This window comes from Chryseobacterium sp. 22458 (genome assembly GCF_052044975.1).
GTDB lineage: Bacteria > Bacteroidota > Bacteroidia > Flavobacteriales > Weeksellaceae > Chryseobacterium.
This window is the reverse complement of the sequence record NZ_JBQEOA010000001.1, coordinates 369,610-388,863: the sequence shown is the minus strand read 5'-3', so window position 1 is coordinate 388,863 and position 19,254 is coordinate 369,610. Positions and strand designations below refer to the sequence as shown.

General features: G+C 37.5%; 16 protein-coding genes. 6 read left to right on the top strand and 10 right to left on the bottom strand.

The window, feature by feature from the left end; genetic code table 11:
• Positions 1–15 precede the first annotated feature (15 nt).
• The gene (locus tag ACTJJF_RS01635) at positions 16–468 is read left to right on the top strand and encodes a hypothetical protein (protein ID WP_440698464.1); all 453 of its coding nucleotides are present in this window, start codon (positions 16–18) and stop codon (positions 466–468) included.
• A gap of 167 nt (positions 469–635) precedes the next feature.
• Here the strand turns inward: ACTJJF_RS01635 and ACTJJF_RS01630 are convergent, their stop codons facing one another.
• From ACTJJF_RS01630 to ACTJJF_RS01615, 4 genes are all read right to left on the bottom strand, one after another.
• Positions 636–893 (bottom strand): hypothetical protein, encoded by a 258-nt coding sequence (locus ACTJJF_RS01630; protein WP_312296761.1) that lies wholly within the window; start codon positions 891–893, stop codon positions 636–638.
• A gap of 112 nt (positions 894–1,005) precedes the next feature.
• The gene (locus tag ACTJJF_RS01625; RefSeq protein WP_440698463.1) at positions 1,006–1,572 is read right to left on the bottom strand and encodes a hypothetical protein; all 567 of its coding nucleotides are present in this window, start codon (positions 1,570–1,572) and stop codon (positions 1,006–1,008) included.
• Positions 1,573–1,793: 221 nt separating this feature from the next.
• Positions 1,794–5,516, bottom strand: a complete 3,723-nt coding sequence (locus ACTJJF_RS01620) for an RCC1 domain-containing protein (RefSeq protein WP_440698462.1) — start codon at positions 5,514–5,516, stop codon at positions 1,794–1,796.
• An 18-nt stretch (positions 5,517–5,534) separates the two neighbouring features.
• A complete protein-coding gene (locus ACTJJF_RS01615) occupies positions 5,535–6,716 on the bottom strand; it encodes a hypothetical protein (RefSeq protein WP_440698461.1) in 1,182 nt (393 codons plus the stop codon).
• Positions 6,717–7,347: 631 nt separating this feature from the next.
• Here ACTJJF_RS01615 and ACTJJF_RS01610 point away from each other — a divergent pair.
• Entirely contained in the window at positions 7,348–7,899 is a 552-nt protein-coding gene (locus ACTJJF_RS01610) for a hypothetical protein (RefSeq protein ID WP_440698460.1), read from the top strand.
• A 99-nt stretch (positions 7,900–7,998) separates the two neighbouring features.
• Positions 7,999–8,346 (top strand): hypothetical protein, encoded by a 348-nt coding sequence (locus tag ACTJJF_RS01605; protein WP_440698459.1) that lies wholly within the window; start codon positions 7,999–8,001, stop codon positions 8,344–8,346.
• A gap of 67 nt (positions 8,347–8,413) precedes the next feature.
• Here ACTJJF_RS01605 and ACTJJF_RS01600 read toward each other — a convergent pair whose 3' ends face one another.
• Entirely contained in the window at positions 8,414–9,052 is a 639-nt protein-coding gene (locus ACTJJF_RS01600) for a hypothetical protein (protein ID WP_440698458.1), read from the bottom strand.
• Positions 9,053–9,516: 464 nt separating this feature from the next.
• Positions 9,517–11,421 (bottom strand): amidohydrolase, encoded by a 1,905-nt coding sequence (locus tag ACTJJF_RS01595; RefSeq protein WP_440698457.1) that lies wholly within the window; start codon positions 11,419–11,421, stop codon positions 9,517–9,519.
• 481 nt (positions 11,422–11,902) lie between these two features.
• On the opposite strand from ACTJJF_RS01595, the gene ACTJJF_RS01590 reads away from it, so the two are divergent.
• Positions 11,903–14,305 carry a hypothetical protein gene (locus ACTJJF_RS01590; RefSeq protein WP_440698456.1) on the top strand — a complete coding sequence of 801 codons (2,403 nt, stop codon included), beginning with the start codon at positions 11,903–11,905 and terminating at the stop codon, positions 14,303–14,305.
• 129 nt (positions 14,306–14,434) lie between these two features.
• Here ACTJJF_RS01590 and ACTJJF_RS01585 read toward each other — a convergent pair whose 3' ends face one another.
• Positions 14,435–15,349, bottom strand: coding sequence for a Fic family protein (locus ACTJJF_RS01585; RefSeq protein ID WP_312296749.1), 915 nt, complete (start codon positions 15,347–15,349; stop codon positions 14,435–14,437).
• A gap of 260 nt (positions 15,350–15,609) precedes the next feature.
• On the opposite strand from ACTJJF_RS01585, the gene ACTJJF_RS01580 reads away from it, so the two are divergent.
• Both ACTJJF_RS01580 and ACTJJF_RS01575 read left to right on the top strand, forming a co-directional pair.
• On the top strand, positions 15,610–16,215 hold the full coding sequence (locus tag ACTJJF_RS01580) for a hypothetical protein (protein WP_440698455.1): 606 nt from the start codon (positions 15,610–15,612) through the stop codon (positions 16,213–16,215).
• 256 nt (positions 16,216–16,471) lie between these two features.
• A complete protein-coding gene (locus ACTJJF_RS01575) occupies positions 16,472–16,717 on the top strand; it encodes a hypothetical protein (RefSeq protein ID WP_312296747.1) in 246 nt (81 codons plus the stop codon).
• A 32-nt stretch (positions 16,718–16,749) separates the two neighbouring features.
• Here the strand turns inward: ACTJJF_RS01575 and ACTJJF_RS01570 are convergent, their stop codons facing one another.
• The 3 genes from ACTJJF_RS01570 to ACTJJF_RS01560 all read right to left on the bottom strand — a co-directional run bounded on the left by ACTJJF_RS01570 (position 16,750) and on the right by ACTJJF_RS01560 (position 19,226).
• Complete coding sequence (locus ACTJJF_RS01570) at positions 16,750–17,190, bottom strand: lysozyme (RefSeq protein WP_440698454.1); 441 nt, start codon at positions 17,188–17,190, stop codon at positions 16,750–16,752.
• The gene (locus ACTJJF_RS01565; RefSeq protein ID WP_440698453.1) at positions 17,187–17,756 is read right to left on the bottom strand and encodes a hypothetical protein; all 570 of its coding nucleotides are present in this window, start codon (positions 17,754–17,756) and stop codon (positions 17,187–17,189) included. The genes ACTJJF_RS01570 and ACTJJF_RS01565 overlap by 4 nt, the downstream gene beginning before the upstream one ends.
• A gap of 159 nt (positions 17,757–17,915) precedes the next feature.
• Positions 17,916–19,226, bottom strand: a complete 1,311-nt coding sequence (locus ACTJJF_RS01560; protein WP_440698452.1) for an ATP-binding protein — start codon at positions 19,224–19,226, stop codon at positions 17,916–17,918.
• Positions 19,227–19,254: the final 28 nt, after the last annotated feature.

Sequence of the window (19,254 nt, the reverse complement as noted above, 5' to 3'; positions counted from 1 at the left end):
AAAAAATAAAATTCTATGCAAGTTTATATTAATGATCACGAAATGAATGCCTATCATATCACTTATGATGAGCATTATTACGGAAAATATTCTGAAAATAAAGAAATTCATCCAATGATGATCCGTATTGAATTCAATGATTTTAATGAAAAAATGCGTCCAAAATATGAAGAATTACTTCATGAATTGATAGAAGACGATCTGCTTACAGGTGAAAATTTTGCCTTAGAATTATTTGAAAACCTTCCTACATATCCTTCCTACGAAGATATTTTGAAAGATACTGCAATGAATATGAAAGAAAAAACAGGTTTTCTTACGACCTTCTTTATCTCACAGATCTTCAATGAATATTTAAAACAGGAAAATACAGTTGAAAACAGACATTGGATTATAAGAGAAGTGTTGTATTTTAATAAAAATGGTGATCATATTATCATCAAAGGTAATATCCAGAAAATACATTGACTATAATCCGTTCTACGATGTCCCCGGGCTTTGTGCAACAGATTTTCTAAAAAAGTATAATAGAAGCCACACGAAAGGATTCGTGCAGTAGCGAAGAATCTGATCAACATAGAAATAACAAATTTAATTTTTTATTACCAATTTCTACTATCAATTAATGGTGCAGATCATATGATTTCCTGATCGATGATCTTCATGATTTCCTTTGCTCTGGCTTCATCTATAAACTCTCCCGGTGTTGGATCCGGATAGTAGCTATATGCACCCTTATAAGAATGCCATTCTCCGTTATAGTATTCTTCTCCTTGCTGTCCCTTATTTTTATAGGTTACCACTCTTATCAAGGAATAATCTTCCTTATTGTCTATAACGTCTATTTCAAAGTGATAAAATAATACCGATTCTATAGGATCTTTCTCGTTCATTTTTTAAGTAAATTTATGTTTTTAAAGGTTCAATTTATAAGCAGATTTTAACCTTTTTCTCTAATTTTTCCGGCTTCCTCAATATTGTATGTAATCCTCTTATCCAGATGTATTAAAGGAGATCATTCTTCTCATTATACCTCCTGATATAATTGAAAACAAAGATATAATCATTGATCCGGGAGTGAGGTATTGTAATTTCATCCCCAATTTCATCTTCGTCATGATGAACAATCACAACCTCTTTGCCTTTCGCAGTGAATATCAATTTTCCCACCTCAAGTTGAGCATGAGCACCTGTTTTTATTTTTTCAAAAAAATCACCCAGTTCTCCTACCTGCCCAATGCTAATCCTGATCTCCAATATGGAATAGCAATCCCTGATATGGTAAGTGTCTTCCTGTTTTTTATAATCAATTATAAAATACCTGTCATATAAAATAACCTTCTCATAATTTCCTCTTTGTATCATTCTTTCTTCCTGCTCAAATGAACTTTGAATAAAGTCATCATGATCCTCCCAACTATTAAAGCAGTTGCGGTGAACATAGTTTCTCACAAAAAAAGCAAGTGGTGAATCCGGATCTGCAATGTAAGGTAATAGCAGAGATTCTTTGAAACTGCCGATCAGCTCTCCACAAAGTGAACATCGGGTTATATTTTTAATATAGAAAGACATATTGTATTGTTCATCGGTTAAATAGTTTTTTACAGCCCCGCCGGTCGCAGACTTTTATGATTTTAAAAAATTAAATATACAATTTATACCCATGCCATCCCCTATAAAAGACAGCGCCACTTAATAAGATAAGTGGCGCTGCTTTTACATCCGGATTGATTCAGGAAACCGGGATTAAACCGATTTCAAATCATCTCAGTTTTGCATTAATAGTTTCATATTTATCGCTTGATCACTTTTACTGTTTTCACGAGATCATTAACTGAATTTACTTTAATCAGATAAACTCCTGATACCAATCCGGAAACATCAATGGTTCCTTTAGTATCATTGATTGTCTTTGTAAGCACCTGCTGTCCTGATGCATTATAAACCGCTACCGAAAGAATCTTCTGATCAAATGAAATGGTCAGGATATCCTGTACCGGATTTGGATAGACTCTCAGATGATCTGCCTTCGCTGAAACCTCATCAATGGCTAAACTCTCTTTGAGGGAAGATGAAACTTTATTAGTAGTCCCACTACCTGTACCACAGGCAACAGGTATAAAAATTTTCTTTTGAATATAAGTACCATCTCCCAACTGCCCTTTAAGGTTATAACCACTGATTGCTAAAAACCCTTTAGTGTTGATCGCTAATATATTATTAGCTCCTACTGCAATACTCTGCCAATCTGTTGCGGCTCCGATGAGCATAGGTGCTGAGATGTTCGTCTCTGTTCCATCTCCTAATTGTCCCCAGCCATTATATCCCCAGGTCCATAATGTTCCATTTGTTTTGAGGGCTACGGTAGAACCGTATGCACCGGTCTGAACACTTCGCCAGGCAGCTTCTGTTCCTACCTGTGTCGGAGTACTCTTTGAAACCGTTGTTCCATCTCCTAACTGCCCTCTGTTATTATTGCCCCAGGCCCATAGCGTTCCATCTGTTCTGACTGCTATGGAATGACTGGTTCCTGTATCAACAGATTTCCAGTTCGCTGCAGTTCCGATTTGTATTGGGGTATTATTTCCAATGGCAGTTCCATTACCTATTTGTCCATAATTATTATCTCCCCAGGCCCATAGTGTTCCATCTGTCTTTACAGCAAGAGTATGATTTCCTCCGGAGGTGATGCTTTGCCAGTCTGTTGCAGTTCCAATTTGTACAGGCATGCTTTTGTTAGTATTTGTGCCGTCTCCTAACTGTCCAAACCTGTTATTGCCCCAGCCCCAAAGTGTTCTGTCTGATTTAATAGCAAATGTCTGGTTTTCCCCGGCTGCAATATCCACCCAGTCTATTGCGGTTCCTACCTGCATTGGGGTATTTCTCTTGGTTGTAGTTCCGTCACCCAGCTGCCCGTTAAAATTATCTCCCCATGTCCATAGCGTTCCATCTGCTTTCAACGCTACTGAAAAATAAGACCCGGCCGCTATTTTCGTCCAGTTATTTCCGGTCCCTATTTGTGTTGGGATATTTCTATTGATCATAGTTCCGTCTCCCAGCTCTCCGTCATAATTATCTCCCCAGGCCCATAATGTTCCGTCTGTTTTGATTGCCAGCGAAAAATTAATTCCACCGCTTACACTTTGCCAACAGCCTGTTGCAGTAGTAGGAAGTGTGGTAAAGGAACCTCCCGGCATCCATGTAAACGGACTGAATCCGCAGTTGGATGCTACCCACCAATGGTAAGTGGTATCAGGGAGTAAGTTCGTCAGATTTGCTGTTGTAGAAGTGGAAGGAACAGCTCCTTCAATTCCTCCAACCGTTGAACTTGTACTGTAAAGATACGCATAGCCCTGACCGGGAGTCACAGTTGCTGCAGTCCAGTTAAGAGTTGCCGTAGTTGAAGTAACATTGGCAGATGAAACGGGTGTAGGAGGAATACAATATCCGGGACACGCCATAGGAGTAAATGTATTTTTACTGATTTTAGTCCCGTCACCTAGCTGCCAGTTATCATTTCGCCCACAAGATTTCACAAAACCGTCAAACTTTTGTACAAGAATATGGTTTTCTCCGGCAAAAACCCTCATATTGTCTGAAGAGGAATCTACCTGTGCAGGTGATGTAACACTTCCTCCGGTTGTGCCATTACCTAACTGTCCAAAGTTATTGCTTCCCCACGCCCAAAGTGTTCCGTCTGTCTTTGTTGCATAAGTGAAACCATTTCCGGCTGATATAGTCTGCCAGTTGGTTGCAGTTCCTATCTGTACCTGGGTACTTTTTGGAATTGTGGTTCCATCTCCAAGTTGGCCCCAGTTATTATAACCCCAGGCCCATAAAGTACCGTCCGTTCTGAGCCCTACCGAATGCTGGGCTCCGGTATCAATACTTTTCCAATTAGCAGCAGTTCCAATTTGGGTTGGGATATTTTTTGAGGTTGTGGTTCCGTCTCCCAGTTGCCCCCAGTTATTATATCCCCAGCCCCATAATGTTCCATCTGTTTTTATGGCTAATGTCTGATGGTTTGCAGCACGAATACTTTTCCAGTTAGTGGCCGTTCCGATTTGTGTAGGGATAGCGGTGGCATTTGTAGTCCCGTCTCCCAGCTGTCCATATCCGTTACGTCCCCATGTCCAAAGTGTTCCATCAGTTTTGAGTCCTACTGAATGCTCAATTCCACCGGCAAGACTTTGCCAGTCTGTTGCGGTTCCTATCTGAGTAGGAACTGTTTTATCAACTAAAGTGCCGTCACCTAACTGACCAAATGCATTATCTCCCCAGGCCCACAATGTTCCGTCTGTCTTAATAGCGAGCGTATGCTTATAGCCAACATAAATGCTTTTCCAATTCTTTGCGGTTCCTACTTGTACAGGAACATATCTGTAAGACTTGGTTCCGTCTCCCAATTGCCCATCGGTGTTAACGCCCCATGCCCATAGTGTTCCGTCTGTTTTCAATCCTACCGAATGGTCTCCTCTTGTGATCAGAGTTTGCCAGCATCCGGTAAAAGGTGTAGCCTGTACATCAATCACATTTCCAAAAACAGGTCCCCAAACACCCGTATTGTCTTTGATACGGACATTAAATACATGCAAACCGTTAGCCGGCAGAGCAATTCCTGAATCAGTCAGCTGCTCAAAAGAGCTGTCAAAACTGGCGTCAGCAGCCAGTAAAACGGTTCCATTTCCTTCTCCCGGATCAGTATCCCAAAAATATTCCGCCTGAGAAATAGTTATTAGTGGAGATGCTGAAGTCTGCTGAATATTAATAACATTGGTAAAAACAGGGCCCCAAACTCCCATATTATCTTTGATCCGGATATTGAATTTATGCAACCCGCTACCCGGTGTGGAAACTCCTGTTTTACTGAGCTGTTCAATCACATTGTCAAAAGTTCCATCAACAGCCAGTACAGGGGTTCCGTTTCCTGTTCCCGGATCCGTGTCCCAAAAATATTCTGCCTGAGCAACAGCAATCACCATAGAAGACTGATTGGACTGAACATCAATGACATTGCTGAAAACCGGACCCCAAACTCCTGTATTGTCTTTGATACGGATATTAAATTTGTGAAGACCTGTACCTGGTGTGGCAATTCCTGTTTTATTGAGCTGTTCAAAAACGCTGTCAAAATTTCCATCAGAAGCCAGCACTGGATTTCCGTTTCCTGTTCCCGGATCGGTATCCCAAAAATATTCTGCCTGAGCAACAGCAATCACCATAGAAGGCTGATCGGACTGAACATCAATGACATTGCTGAAAACCGGGCCCCAAACTCCTGTATTGTCTTTGATACGGATATTAAATTTGTGAAGACCTGTACCTGGTGTGGCAACCCCGGTTTTAGTGAGTTGTTCAATCACATTGTCGAAAGTACCATCAACAGCCAGTACAGGGGTTCCGTTTCCTGTTCCCGGATCGGTATCCCAAAAATATTCAGCCTGGCTTATCAATACCTGTGCCGGGCACAGCATTGCCATAAGCAAAGCAATAATACTATAGATATAATTTTTCATAAGTTATATCATTTGGAATTACTTAGAAAAACCAGATGCGTTGATATTAAAAGTTCCGCTGGTGATGGATCTTGGAGTTGACAGATAGTTGACCCTAGGTCTGTTGCCATTGCTTGCCGGCCAATAATTATACCAGTTGTTGGATCCTCCGCCATTTCCGGCATCGTTCCTTGTTAAATCCAAATCTGTATATTTTATATCAGGATTTCCGGCATTTACATTCATCCCGGTTACAACATACGTTAAGGTATCGAATACCAGACTCATTGATCCGGAATTGTCACTTTGAGTCATGTTACCTTCTGTTACGAAAGTGTTGGTAAACACATTGTAGTTAGCAGCTATGCTGACACTATTGCTTTTATTTTGAATACAGGCATTGGTTCCTCCCACTACAAAAGAAGAAGCATTGTTCATAATGGCAATACTTCCCGGGTTTGTATTATTTGTCCCCAGGTTCACATAAAACGGAGCCGTATCTGCAGCAACAGGATTATAGACGGTATTGTTTATGATTTCGTTAGCGCTTCCCGGTTTAATATTATAAACATAAATCCCGGCGCAGAAATTATTGTTAAATTTAAAATTATAATTGGCTTGTGAATTGGATATAAACGAGTTGGATATATTACCATACACCTCAATGTCTGATCCTATAGGGCTGTTATCCTGTGTAGCTACCACAGCAATACTCTGGGCTTTATTGGCGGTACATCTTCCATGAGAGAACTTCAGGTTTCCACTGATTGTACAACCGGAAATGTTGGTTGTGAAATTGACTTTATCTGTTAAAACATTATGCAGGTCACAGTTCACAATATTAAGGAAAGTTCTTCCCGTACCTATTGGAAAAGTAGCCTCTACATTATAGCTGCCATAATTTCCTGAGCTCAGGTTACTGATCGTCACCGTTCTTCCTGTTGCCGGATTGATGCTCACATTTCCCTGAATGATATATTTTGTATAACTGGTTTCGGAAACAAGAGTCAGTGATTTGTTGATAATCAGATTTTCTATATAAGCCTCTCCGTTTGCTTTGGGCTGAATGATGATACGATCGCCATCTGAAGCCGCTGTAATTGCTGTGCTTACGGTAGGATAAGCGCCGCCTGCTCCCCCGTTTCTAACATATAAATCGGCTGCAAAAGCCATGGTACCTGATAAGCCTGTGAAGGCCATGATGAGTAGTTTCTTTTTCATAATAGTAAAAAATTAATGAGTTTAATGTGAATTATATTATTTGGTTTCTGAATAATCAGCTTACTTCTATTTTTTCATACATCCCTTTTATTGTAAACAAAGGATTATGGTAAAAGTATTCTCGTGGACAATAGTAATGCCGCATTATAACTGACAGTATAAAGCTTCCCCAGGCTTCAATAAAATCATTTTTCACCCAGGATTGAAAATAAAATCCCGGCAGTAACTTTTCATACCGGATATTCTTTGCCTCTGATGGCCGGAAATCATCCGATACCCCTTATAATGTTCTATAAGACTGGTAGCTTTAAAGGAAATTTTGAGAATTACTGTTGTTAAATTACCGGAAACAATTTAGCTCCGAGGTATTTGTAAAGATAAATACTGTGTCGTATTGTTTGTTTTCATGGTTTAATGAGTTTTGAAGTTTGGTTTTTAGTTTTTAGTTTTTTATTGAAAACAACATAATCAGTGATAATGGTTTTATGTTGTTGATTGCAAAAGTATATTTTTATTATGGATCATCAAATAGTGTTTGAAAAATAATAAGACTATCGTCTGACTTTTCTTCCAAAAGATAAAAAATCCTATTTTTTTAGAGATAATTTATTTAACATTGTAAAAAAATACCATGAAAAACTCAAAACTGATTATAGCAGCTGCTGTGATGCTATTCTCAACAATGAATGTAACGGCACAAAAAAAGAAACCGGCAGGTTCTGTAAAACGCCTGCCATTAGAAATGCCTAAAGATGCCCAGGTACAGGTAATGAACGGAGGTGATAAAGCCCTGAGTGATCTTTACAGCATCGGTGATCGGGTTGAACTTAAATTTGATGCCAGCTACCTTAATGCAGATATATATATTACTGAAGGTGGCACCCCAAAATTAATGTATAAAGCAAAATTTGATGAATCAGGTCTTGACGCAAAATTAAATGCAAAAATCAATACCTATAAAGTATACAGCTTAGACCGCAAAACCCTTTTATTCATTTACGAAACAGAAGCAACAGCCAGCAGCTTAATAAAAATGATCGCTTTATCGCCTGCAAAAACCTCAACCATTCTTGATTTTTCCCAGGTATTCGGACCTGATGAATATACTATCGGTAAATCAGAAACGTTTGAGAAGTTTCCTATTTTCTTGTATTATTCAGTATTTGATGCACCTAAAAAATAAGGGTAAAAAAAATTGTAATTTCAGGTTCAAAGAAGCTGTTCAAAAATGGCAGTTTCTTTGAACTCTCTTCCTGATATGTAAAAATTATTAAAAATTCCTATGAAAAAAGATGAAATAGCCAGACAAAAGTTATTTGACGGACATGAAGAAAAATGCTTACAAGAAGTTTTTGAAATTAAAAATCTAAAAATAAAATTAACTGATTTCTACAATAGCCCGCTAACAGCTTTAAAAAAGGAAACAGATAATACCAATTTTGACATCCTCATTAAAGAGAGTAAATTCAATCTGATCAACAGTTTTACTGAAAAATATATTTCTGAAGATGGATTGGAAATTCATTACCTGAAAAACAATGACATGATCTTCCTGTTTTCATACGGAGAATATCAACCGGGAAGGTATATGCTTTTTTTAGAAAGTATCTGGTATTACAACTTATCATGAAATGAAAATACATCTGTCCCGGCGCTCCATATCTCAATTAAGATCAGATCACCGTTCAGAAATGCTGCTATTTCCAGGAGTTCATTTCATACTGCAACGCATTTATTCTCATGTCTTCTATCCTTCCTTCAAGAGCTTCAATACCTCTGTGCAGATAGTCTTCCTTCTCAGATACGTTTAATGTATAAAGGACATCAAATCCCAGTTTTGACCAGATAACCGGAACAGACAGCTGGATATTATCATCATGCTCGAACACATAATATTCCCATTCTTTTTTTTCAAGGATTTTTTTGTCATTTACCCTATCAATAATGACTTCCAGCCTGTTGGAGGGGATCCCTAAAAAATCAAAAGTGATATAAAATTTTTCATTTCTGGGAACTCTGAATGAGATTCCTTTGAAAGATAAAATCAGTTCACTTTCCTCTTCAAAAATCCTTGCAGGTAACTCAAAGCGTTGCCTCTCATCGGGAAGCAGTATATTCTCAGGAGCCTGTTCAGCATTATATGCAGGTGATAAAAAAGCTCTTTCGCAGGCTTGTATTTCCTCATCTTTTGTATTGAAGAGTCTAATGCCGTTCCTGGCCAGTCTGCCGGTATCATTGGAAAAGTAAAATCTCCGTTCCCCTCCACTGTGGTTGGTTATTTCCAGACAGAGTATAAAACGGTTCGCTTCAAGATGATAGGAAATATCATGTTTCATATTTTTAGCATTCATTATAACCTTATTTTGCATTGTGAATTCAATAAAGGATAATATTGGGTTTCAAAGACACAGCATTACAACAGATAAATAGTTTTATGCGTCAGTATTTGTAAATGTACGCATTGCTGATGTAAAATAGAGCGACTATACATAATTTTACACCGTTGTCATTCTGAAGAAGGAAGAATCTCATATAAAGCCAGGTTCTTCATTTCACTGTTACATTAGGAATGGCAGAGTCATAATAATAAGATGGCAGCATTAATGTAAAATTGTATGTAATTCCCTAAAATAATTCATTTAAGAACAGGAAATAAAAGGTCTGCCGATCATTTTTAATAAAATCGTTTTAAAGCTTCCCTATTGAGTTACAATCCGAGGCGGATTAAAAAAAAAATCAGAATAGAACATTTTCTATTCTGATTGATATTGGTTAACAAGCCGATTCTTATCAGAACCTGTTATGAGTTTTCTGAAAAGGTCATATCGTTTTCAGTCACTACTTTTTCATTATGATCTTTCACATAAACAGGGACACCTCCCACCCAGGTTTCCAGTACCGGAATGTTTCGCATTTTCATATATTGTGAAGACTGAGTCTGTAATGAAAGAGGATCCTGCTTCAGTATCACGAAGTCAGCAAAGAGACCTTTATCCAGTGAGCCTACCCACTTATCTGCATAGCATTGCCATGCTGCATCATAAGTAACAGCAGTTAAAGCCTGCTCCGGTGTAAGGCATTCAGCACTGTTTAAAACTTCAATATTTGCCGTATTCTTTTCCATGATCCGGGTAACCGATTGCTCCATCATTCTCAAAGGACCTAGCGGGCTTACCTCGATGTCACTATGAAGCGTAATTCTCATACCGGCGGCAAGTGTTGAGCCGCAAAGATCAAGCATTTGTGCCTTTTCACCGAATATGACATTCTTAAATGCGTATCCCCAGTAGCCTACGTGCCCGATAAGAAAACTTGGTGAAACTCCCATTTGCAGCATATTGGTAATTTGTCCTGCTGTGAGAAGTGAACAATGTTCTATACGGTTACGAAGCTCAGGACCTTTGTAGTGTGCAAGAGTACGCTGATAAGCATTGATGGCAAACGTTACCGCCTGATCACCGTTGGCATGAATCATGAGCGGCCAGCCTTTTTTAGCTACTGCAGTATTGATTAATGTATTATAGCTAGGGGGAATCGTATGAGCGGGAATACCTGCCTGTGGAAAGTTAAATACTCCTGTATTATTGGCAGGATTACAAAGATAAGGAGCACTCTGATACCCGGTAAGTCCTTGATTTGAGCCGTCGGATACTATTTTAATATGCCCATGATATACAGGCTTATAGTCTTCAGGCTCTTTATAATGTCCCATCTGGTCTACCTCTTCCTGGCTGGAGCAGATATAAGCTCCTCCTGTTCTCACCCGCTCCTGATGAGTTGCAAAATATTGGGTTAAAAGGGTGTCCGAACCTTTATTCAATCCTGCATCATACATAAAGGTAACTCCTCTTGAATTGGCCAGTTTATAAAGTTCGGTAAGATAAATATTAATCCGCAGACTCATTTCTATGATCTGCAGTTTTACCACCTTCAGCGCAGGCATCATCTGTAAACCTTCCTGTAGCTGGCCATTTGTTTCTTTGATATAGTTCTCAACTGAATTGTATTGCTCCTTTACTTTTTCATTATGATTGAATACATACTCAAATGCCTTGGTATTGAGATAAAGTGTATGCATTGATGCACTCAGCACCATTACAGGTTTTTCAGCATTGATATTGTCAAGTACCGTATTGTTAATAGTTATCAGTTCTTTTTTACCATTTATTTCTTCAAAAGGCATTAATGATGGGTCAAGGCCTCTTCCTAAAATAACATTCCAGTCTTTAGAAGCTCCGTTGATTTTTGAACCGACAAAATCCAAATCGTATACCGGCCGTAAAACCTGTCCTTCAAAAGGGCTCACATCTACCCACTCATGCATCATTGCCGTAGGAATCATATGAACATGGGGTTCAATAAGCCCTGGAAGCAAAGTTTGACTCTGGGTTAATTCTTTTTTATCAAATCCCGGATGATTCTCCTTCATATAGGTTTTCACATCATCTTTTTTGCCTGTGATAACAACTTTACCATCGGCAATTCCAATGGCTTCAACCTTTTCTGTTGATCCACCAATCATAGGCCTGATATTATCTCCGCTGATCATCAGAGTTTGTGGTTTTTCGTGAGTCGCTTTTCCGGAAGCGGGGTTTATTTTCGCCAGATTTTCTGCACTGAAAAGTTCGTCTTTAAGAATTTTTAAAACTGGATTGTCACAAGAGCAATGGGTGCATCCATGCGTGTGGTGGTGTAAATTTTTCATAGGAACAATTGGGTTTAGTGGATTTATGTTTAATTCTATTGATTATTTAAGGATGATGATCTTAATGCGCATGAAAAAACAAGTCTATTGCATATAAGACTTATGACATAATTAAAATTTAAAAGAAATATTTTTAGAATATTATTTCAAATTAAATATTTGATTATGAATAAATTTCATTTGTTTTCATGTTTTAGTTTATTTTATAAAATTAAGAAAAATATTCTCTCAAAATTCATTTTTTTCACCGAATGTTGATTAATTTTTTCTATCTGAAATTTTAATTCACGGTTGCAAAAGTTTATTTTTTAGTATTTGAAACCTTTTCTTGTTCTTTTATAGTTAAAAAACGAAAAAGAAATCATCGTGATAATGAAGGACACCTTTCTGATCTATTTCTTTCAAAATAAGAGATTAAATATCATTTTCAGAGCCTTTAAATGACTAAATTAGCCATGAATTAAAATGCGTTAAGGTTTTTATGAAAAATATATTCTGTCTATTGCTTCTTTCCGCTGTACAGCCTGTACTGGCACAAACTAAATTAGAAAAAGCAATCACCAATCTTGAGGATAATTACGAACAGGAAAAAGTATACTTACTTACCGATAAATCACAATATGCTGCGGGTGACAAAATCTGGTTTAAAAGCTTTGTATTTAATGGCTACAACCGTTCTCCTTTATCTACCACCCTGTTTGTAGAATTGTACGGTTCTGATAAAAAGCTGATCGACTGGAAAACGGTACTACTGAGCAATGGTGAAGGCAGCGGAGATTTTCAGCTGAAAGAAGATCTTCCTGAACAGGTTTATTTTGTAAGGGCTTACACGCCTTATATGACCAATTTTAGTGAAGATTTTCAGATCGTCAAAACAATTCCGGTCTATAACCCGTCTTCTTCAGAATCATTAGTGATCTCCAAAAGTTCCGACTGGTCTGCAAAAGCTTTTCCCGAAGGCGGAACTTTCATTACCGGCATCCCTACTAAGTTTGCCGTAAGGTTATCAAGCGAAAATTCTTTGCCGGAAAACTGGACCGGAAAAATAGTAGATGCCCAAAACCCCAATGTTTCTATCACTACGTTTAAATCTTTTGATAGAAATGTGGGAGCTTTTACAATAACTCCTGCTTCCGGAAAAAAATACCAGGCTGTTATTCAGGACAATACAGGCAAAAGCAAAACGATAGATCTGCCGCAAGCTACAGACACCGGTCTCCATCTGGATGTGAACAGCTCTAAAGAAGGAATACATTATACTTTAAAAGGAGCTAATCTGAAACAGCAGCTTCAGAATTATAAAATTGTAGGAACCATCAACAATCATCTTGCCTACAAAGCCAACATCAAACAGCTTACCAACGAAGCGTCCAGTCTTATTCCTGTGAAAGTAAGCAATGGTGCTAACGGTATTTTACAATTAGCCATTTTTGATGATCAGGATAATCTGGTAGCGCAAAGACTGTGTTTTATAAAACCCGATGATTTAAAAATTGAAAAAGCAGAAATTATAGGCCAGAGTATAAAACCTACACCAAGATCTTTCAACAGTATAGATCTTTCCCCGGAGTCTTATTTTAAAAATTATACCGTAGTGGTAAGTGAAGATGACGGAAGCAATAAGCCAGAGGAAGAGAATATCCTGAGCGGGCTCTGGTTAACTGGAGATTTTACCACAAAAATAGACCGTCCGGCACAATATTTTTCTAAAAATACCAATAGTGAAGCGCTGGACGCCCTGCTTATTTCTGAAAGCTGGAAGAGATTTGACTGGAATTCTGTGCTCAGCGGGGCAGCCCCAACTATAAAAACCGAATCTCCCAAGTTTCTTTCTTACAGGGTAAAGCCTATTAAAAATAATGCCCTGCTCATCAACACCAATGTCAATTTATTGTTGAAGTTAGGTAAGAATGAACCTGCTTTCAATCAGTTTAAAACCGATCAGAACGGATACATCTATTTAAACAACCTCAGCAATGATGAGCCTTTGGAAGTTTCAGTATTTGTTAATTCAGAAACCAATAAAGAAACCAATGCCGGTAATCTCTTCGTTACGATAGAACCATTGGTGAATCCCACACCATTTACAGGCAATTTGCCCGGTACAGATTATAAACTGGTAAAAGCCAGTGGAAGCAAAACGGTGCCTGCAACAATTTCCAAAGCTATCAACACTCAAAAAAACATAAAAAAAGCAGAGGGTGCCGATATACAGATTGAACAGGTGAAGTTAACCGGGAAAAAGAAAGATCCAAAAGCAGAACTGGATAAGGAGCTATCCACCGGAATGTTCAGTTCCGGCAATTCTACTGTATTTGACTTCGTGAATGAGGATCAGCATGTATCGGGATCTTCCAATATATTGGACTGGCTTCAGGGAAGGGCTGCCGGATTATCCTTCCAAAGAAACAATTCGGGGGTAAATGTACCTTATATCCGTGGAAAACAAGCTAAACTCTATCTGGATGAGGTACTTACCGACCCTTCGATGATTGCCAATCTCCCTGTGATTAATATTGCTATGGTAAAAATTATCAAAGGATCAGGATTAATAGGTGATGCAGTAGCTGTCTATACATTAAAAGGAGATATGAAATCTAAAAATAGGGAAAAACCGACTCAGAATACCAATAATTCATCTGTTATAAAAGGCTATGACAGACCTTCGGAATTCATTGTTGAAATGATAGATGACGATTCTCCGGCGAAAATTGAAAGTGACACCCGGGAAACCCTGTACTGGAATCCTAATTTATTTGACAGTGATTATGTTCCGCCAAGAATTAAATTCTTCAACAATGACAGTGCGAAACAATATAAGGTGAAAATCATAAGTTTCGATGAGGATGATCATATTCTTTATCAGAATGAGATTTTCAAATGATATTTTCTCCATAACAAAGCCTTTCAGAAAGACTGAAAGGCTTTGTTATTTTTTTATGTCTCTATCCGATTTAAAAAGAAATAGATTCACTCCTTCACATTGTCTGGTTTCAGAATATAATATCTTTGATCAAACGATCTGTTCCGGATTAATGTATTCTGGAATTTGAAAATATTTTAAAATCATCTTATAGTTATCCTGTGCAGTCAGGCAAGTATCTAACAGATACCCTCTGATATTTTTCCATTCTTGTAATCCTCTGTAATAGAAAAGCTTTAACTCCTCATCAATGATAAAAGGAACAACATTATTAGCTAAACATTCCTTGAACATAATCAGCCTTCCTACACGTCCGTTTCCATCCTGAAAAGGGTGTATGATCTCAAAATTGTAATGAAATTCAATAATGTCTTCAATTGTTTTGTTTTTAATAATATTGTAGTCACGCAGGATCTCTTGCATTCTGTTTTTTACCTCATGAGGAGCTGTAGTTTCATTTCCTCCTACTTCATTGGGAAGCTTCTTATATTCACCCACATTAAACCAGTCTTTTGCACTATCCGATGTCCCGGATTTTAATAAAAGATGTAATTCTCTAATCAATGACTCTGTTAATTTCGATTTTGCTTTATCAATGATCATATCAATAGCTCTAAAATGGTTAGCAGTTTCGATAATATCATCAACATTAATACTTTCTTTAGACGCTCCAATGGTATTTGTTTCAAAAATAAATCTTGTCTGATCATGAGATAACTTACTTCCTTCAATTCTGTTAGAATTATAGGTTAATTCAATTTGAGTCTTATGATAAATACCACCTTTAAGTTTCATATCCTTTTCTTCCTTTAGTTTGTTCAACAAAGGGTTATTGCTAAATTTCTTTTTGTTCTCCTTCATAGGAGGTAATGCATCTTCCGGAATATTCCAGGTTTTACCAGTTAAAAAAGTACCTTTTAGCACTCCTTTAGCACAGTAATTCCTTACTGTCCTTTGAGGGATATTCCATTTCTTAGAAAACTCGGCTACTGATATATAATTCATAAATAGAAACGCCGCTACCGGCAAAAAAAAGATTATTCAACTAAGTAAATATAGCAATTTTTGCCGATAAAGGCAATATAATACGATCTTAAATGTTAAATTACCATCATACAATTCATTTAGAAAATCATTTTTTATTCATCAGCCGGCCACCACTTTATACGTTCAGTTCCTGGAGATCAATTAAGTTTTTTTAAAGTAAATAATGATATTCACATTTGCGTTGAAAATTTTGATACATTCATATCAGAAAATAAATTATGAAAAAATCTCTTCCTATTGTCCTGTTTTTTCATTCAGCAACAATCGGTTTGTATGCACAACAAACGGTTCATAAGAATAATTACACTTTCGAAATACAAAATACAGAGGGAGATCTGAATAAAGACCAACTCAAAGACAAAGTAGTGATAGAAATGGATGTAAAGGATGAAACCAGACCGCTGAGGGTACAAATATTCCTCTCGCAGCCTGATAAAAAGCTACAGCTTGCAGTTTCTTCCACCCAACTCATTGAAAGCGAATATCCGATTGATAAAAAAGGAAAACATAATGGTAATCCTCTCCCGATGTTTATCATTGAGGAAGGCAACTTAAAAATGCTTACTGATATTAACGACCGGAAAAGCTGTTATGAGTTCAGATACCATCAAAATAATTTCGAACTGATTAAAATTTCCCGGGTATATTGGAACGGAAAAAATACAACCTTTGAAACTGAAATCGATTTATTGGCACAGACTCAGTTAAATTTTGAGCAGGAATTAGGCTCAGATGAGATCTTCAATAAAAGGACAAAAAAGATCAGAATCACTCCATTACCCAAAATTCAGGATCTGAGTTTTTCCGATTTGGAAAAATATTAAAACCTGTAGGACAACAAAAGCCTCCCATATCACAGGGGAGGCAGAAAGTGTAAATTTTAGAAATATGAATTTTTCAAGTTTCCAAATATAATACAGGTGCTATTAAATATTTATGATCCTGATCACAAAAGAATCCTAGGAAACCGGGGAGAAAATTGTATTTATCTACTACAGATTAAATATAGAATCATGCTACGGAAAACCGTAAGGGTTGCTTTTGAATTGTTGTTATCTTCGAATAAATAAATTTTATAACATGAACCTACAACAATTGCAACAATTAAGAGATTCTATTCAAAAATATCGGAATAATCCTGCATTAAATAATGCCGAAGAACATGTCACACACATGCAGAAAAGTAATAGCCAGGAATACAATTTAATTAATGGAAGCTTTGTTTTAACCGAAATCAATAATAGCAGGCAAGCTTCTGAAGATCTATTAATTCAATTTGAAGACTTAATTACTCAACTAGAAAATATTTTGAAACAAAATCCGTAAAACAAAATCCCCCTCTTTATTAAACGAGGGGTTTATTTCGCAAAAAACAGATCAGCTTCCGCCTTTCTTCTTCTGATCAGCCCATTTAAAGTTTTTCCGCCGGCGGTAATGTATTTCCTTGTAAACCAGCTCCGGATCTCTGCCTCACCTGCTTTTTTATTGATCAAAGAAAATAAACCGTCTGATCCTCCGGTATTATAGGTGTGTGATACAAGAGCGTCAAACTGATTCTGGGTCAGTGGTATTTTCACTTTGGCATTCACTATTTTTTCATAAGTGGGTAAAACCGCTGAGAATAACTCTACTCCTTTTTCCCTGGTGATCGCGGGATCTTTCATGGTTACTTTCTTTCCGCCCGGATAATAGGTGTTTCCATATCCGATTGTGGGAATTCCTGCTGAGTCCAGATAAGGATGGGCACTGAAGCCTTCAAATGATATGATCAGATTGATTCCTTTTTGTGATGTTTTCATTTCTTAAAATATGTATAGGTGAAAAAGAGAAGGATTAAAGTAATTCCCATGATGGTAATAAAAACCCAGGCTGCAGCATCTAATCCATTCAGTTTTATATTTTTTGTTTCTTCAGAGATTTTAGCATCCACTTCTTTGATGGTTTCTTTGGAAACAGATTGCTGAGCAGAATCCTGAATCATGTTTACAGATTCGTCTTTTTTAATTTCCTGCTTCCTGTAGTCGCCTTTTGTGTAACGGTTACTGATTGAATATTCCGCAGTTCCTTTGATAGAAATACTTTGAACGGTGTCGCCGCCTACCACCTGATGAAAAGTAAATGGATTGGATACATCGGATTTTCCCTGTATGAACAGATCCCCGGATATTTCATCCTTATTTTCCGATACCAATACCTCATCGGTTTTACCCTCAACTGACTGTATGTTCCGGAAGCCTGAAGAATCAACTTCTACTTTTTCCTTTTCTTTTGTATTTTCTTTGTATGTGGTGGTAATTTTATGTTTACTCCGGCAACCCATCATGAGACTGCTGAATACTATTAATAACAGAATTTTTGCTTTCATCGGTTTATTTTTGAGATTGAAGAATGATCAGATTGTACAGGAAAGGAAAGTTAAAAGTTGATCATACCTTCAGACTTTCCTTCTCCTGCTTCAACCATTTATATATTTGCTTGTTTTTACAACAGACGCTGCAAGAAACAGGGGTTTGAATCTGAGCAGTTACATGAATATTTTATCTTCTTTTACAAATTCTTTTTTGATGCTTTCGAGTAGCATATCCGGATTTACTTTGTAACCGGAGTCTTTAGATGCAATTGTTTTTAAGCTGACATCCTGAATGATATTCATGATATTGGAGCCGGTGAGCTCGTATCGTTTCGCAATCTGGTCCAAATCAATATTTTCAAGTTGTAATTGTTCCGGGAGATTTTGCTGCCAGATACGCAGACGCTCTTCATGCTTTGGATTATTGAATTGTATGCAGCTATGAAAGCGTCGCGTAAAGGCTTTATCCATATTATTTTTAAAATTGGAGGCCAGAATGATGAGTCCTGAGAATGTTTCTATCCGTTGCAGCAGATAAGAAACTTCCTGATTGGCATATTTGTCATGGGCATCTTTTACAGAGGTTCGTTTTCCGAAGATTGCATCTGCCTCATCAAAAAATAAAATCCAGTTTTTATTTTCTGCTTTGTCAAATAGTTTGGCCAGTTGTTTTTCTGTTTCGCCAATGTATTTGGAGATCAGCATAGAGACATCCACTCTGAAAACAGGTCGTTTGGTATATTTCCCTAAAAGGCTGGCTGCAAGAGTTTTTCCGGTTCCCGGTTCCCCATAAAACAATACTCTGAAGCCCGGCTTAAGTTTTTTCTGCATGCCCCAGTCTTCCATAAGAATATGGCTGCTGTTGTACCATGCTTCAATACTCTGAAGCTCATCTAATGTGGCCTGGGGAAGGATTAAATCTGACCACGCTCTGCCGGTCTGTATCTGCTCTGCCGGAAAGTCGTTGCTCATTTTCGGTAATAATTCCAATCCAAAGATGATCTTATTAAAAGCTTCGTGATCAACATTGATCTGGCTGTTGACTGATGTATGCTCGTGGGCTGATAAAACAAGAATATCTTCTTTTATCAGAACCGAATCCGGACTGAGATGATTCAATGCTGCCAATCGTTCTGAGATGCTGTCACCTCCTAAAATATACTGCACAGCCTGAATGGTTGGATTAAAGAGCCTACCGTTATCACTGGTTGAACAAAAATCAAACAGCTCATTACCGGGAAACTCCAGATAAAGGCGTTTGAGCAATAACGGGTCTAATCTTGGCATCAAAGCCATTAAAAGAACAACAACTTCATGATGGGTAAGCCCTTTCTCTGAAATATAGTTTCCTAATTGAAAGCCTTCATGGTCATTAGTATTAAATTCAGGGGCTCCTATATTAAAATCTTCCGAAGAATTGTTGATACGCCATGTAATAACCTCTTCTAAATGAGTGAATAGTTTTTGTAATTGTTTCGCCTCCATTGATTTTTTAGTCTTTTTTATTTTGGAA

What these genes read in the sequence shown, in the direction of transcription:
- ACTJJF_RS01615 (WP_440698461.1), bottom strand. Translation starts at nt 6,716, where the DNA reads ATGAAAAAGAAACTACTCATCATGGCCTTCACAGGCTTATCAGGTACC.
- ACTJJF_RS01580 (WP_440698455.1), top strand. Translation starts at nt 15,610, where the DNA reads ATGAAAAAATCTCTTCCTATTGTCCTGTTTTTTCATTCAGCAACAATC.
- ACTJJF_RS01610 (WP_440698460.1), top strand. Translation starts at nt 7,348, where the DNA reads ATGAAAAACTCAAAACTGATTATAGCAGCTGCTGTGATGCTATTCTCA.
- ACTJJF_RS01620 (WP_440698462.1), bottom strand. Translation starts at nt 5,516, where the DNA reads ATGAAAAATTATATCTATAGTATTATTGCTTTGCTTATGGCAATGCTG.
- ACTJJF_RS01625 (WP_440698463.1), bottom strand. Translation starts at nt 1,572, where the DNA reads ATGTCTTTCTATATTAAAAATATAACCCGATGTTCACTTTGTGGAGAG.
- ACTJJF_RS01575 (WP_312296747.1), top strand. Translation starts at nt 16,472, where the DNA reads ATGAACCTACAACAATTGCAACAATTAAGAGATTCTATTCAAAAATAT.
- ACTJJF_RS01635 (WP_440698464.1), top strand. Translation starts at nt 16, where the DNA reads ATGCAAGTTTATATTAATGATCACGAAATGAATGCCTATCATATCACT.
- ACTJJF_RS01565 (WP_440698453.1), bottom strand. Translation starts at nt 17,756, where the DNA reads ATGAAAGCAAAAATTCTGTTATTAATAGTATTCAGCAGTCTCATGATG.
- ACTJJF_RS01605 (WP_440698459.1), top strand. Translation starts at nt 7,999, where the DNA reads ATGAAAAAAGATGAAATAGCCAGACAAAAGTTATTTGACGGACATGAA.
- ACTJJF_RS01600 (WP_440698458.1), bottom strand. Translation starts at nt 9,052, where the DNA reads ATGAAACATGATATTTCCTATCATCTTGAAGCGAACCGTTTTATACTC.
- ACTJJF_RS01595 (WP_440698457.1), bottom strand. Translation starts at nt 11,421, where the DNA reads ATGAAAAATTTACACCACCACACGCATGGATGCACCCATTGCTCTTGT.
- ACTJJF_RS01585 (WP_312296749.1), bottom strand. Translation starts at nt 15,349, where the DNA reads ATGAATTATATATCAGTAGCCGAGTTTTCTAAGAAATGGAATATCCCT.
- ACTJJF_RS01560 (WP_440698452.1), bottom strand. Translation starts at nt 19,226, where the DNA reads ATGGAGGCGAAACAATTACAAAAACTATTCACTCATTTAGAAGAGGTT.
- ACTJJF_RS01590 (WP_440698456.1), top strand. Translation starts at nt 11,903, where the DNA reads ATGAAAAATATATTCTGTCTATTGCTTCTTTCCGCTGTACAGCCTGTA.
- ACTJJF_RS01630 (WP_312296761.1), bottom strand. Translation starts at nt 893, where the DNA reads ATGAACGAGAAAGATCCTATAGAATCGGTATTATTTTATCACTTTGAA.
- ACTJJF_RS01570 (WP_440698454.1), bottom strand. Translation starts at nt 17,190, where the DNA reads ATGAAAACATCACAAAAAGGAATCAATCTGATCATATCATTTGAAGGC.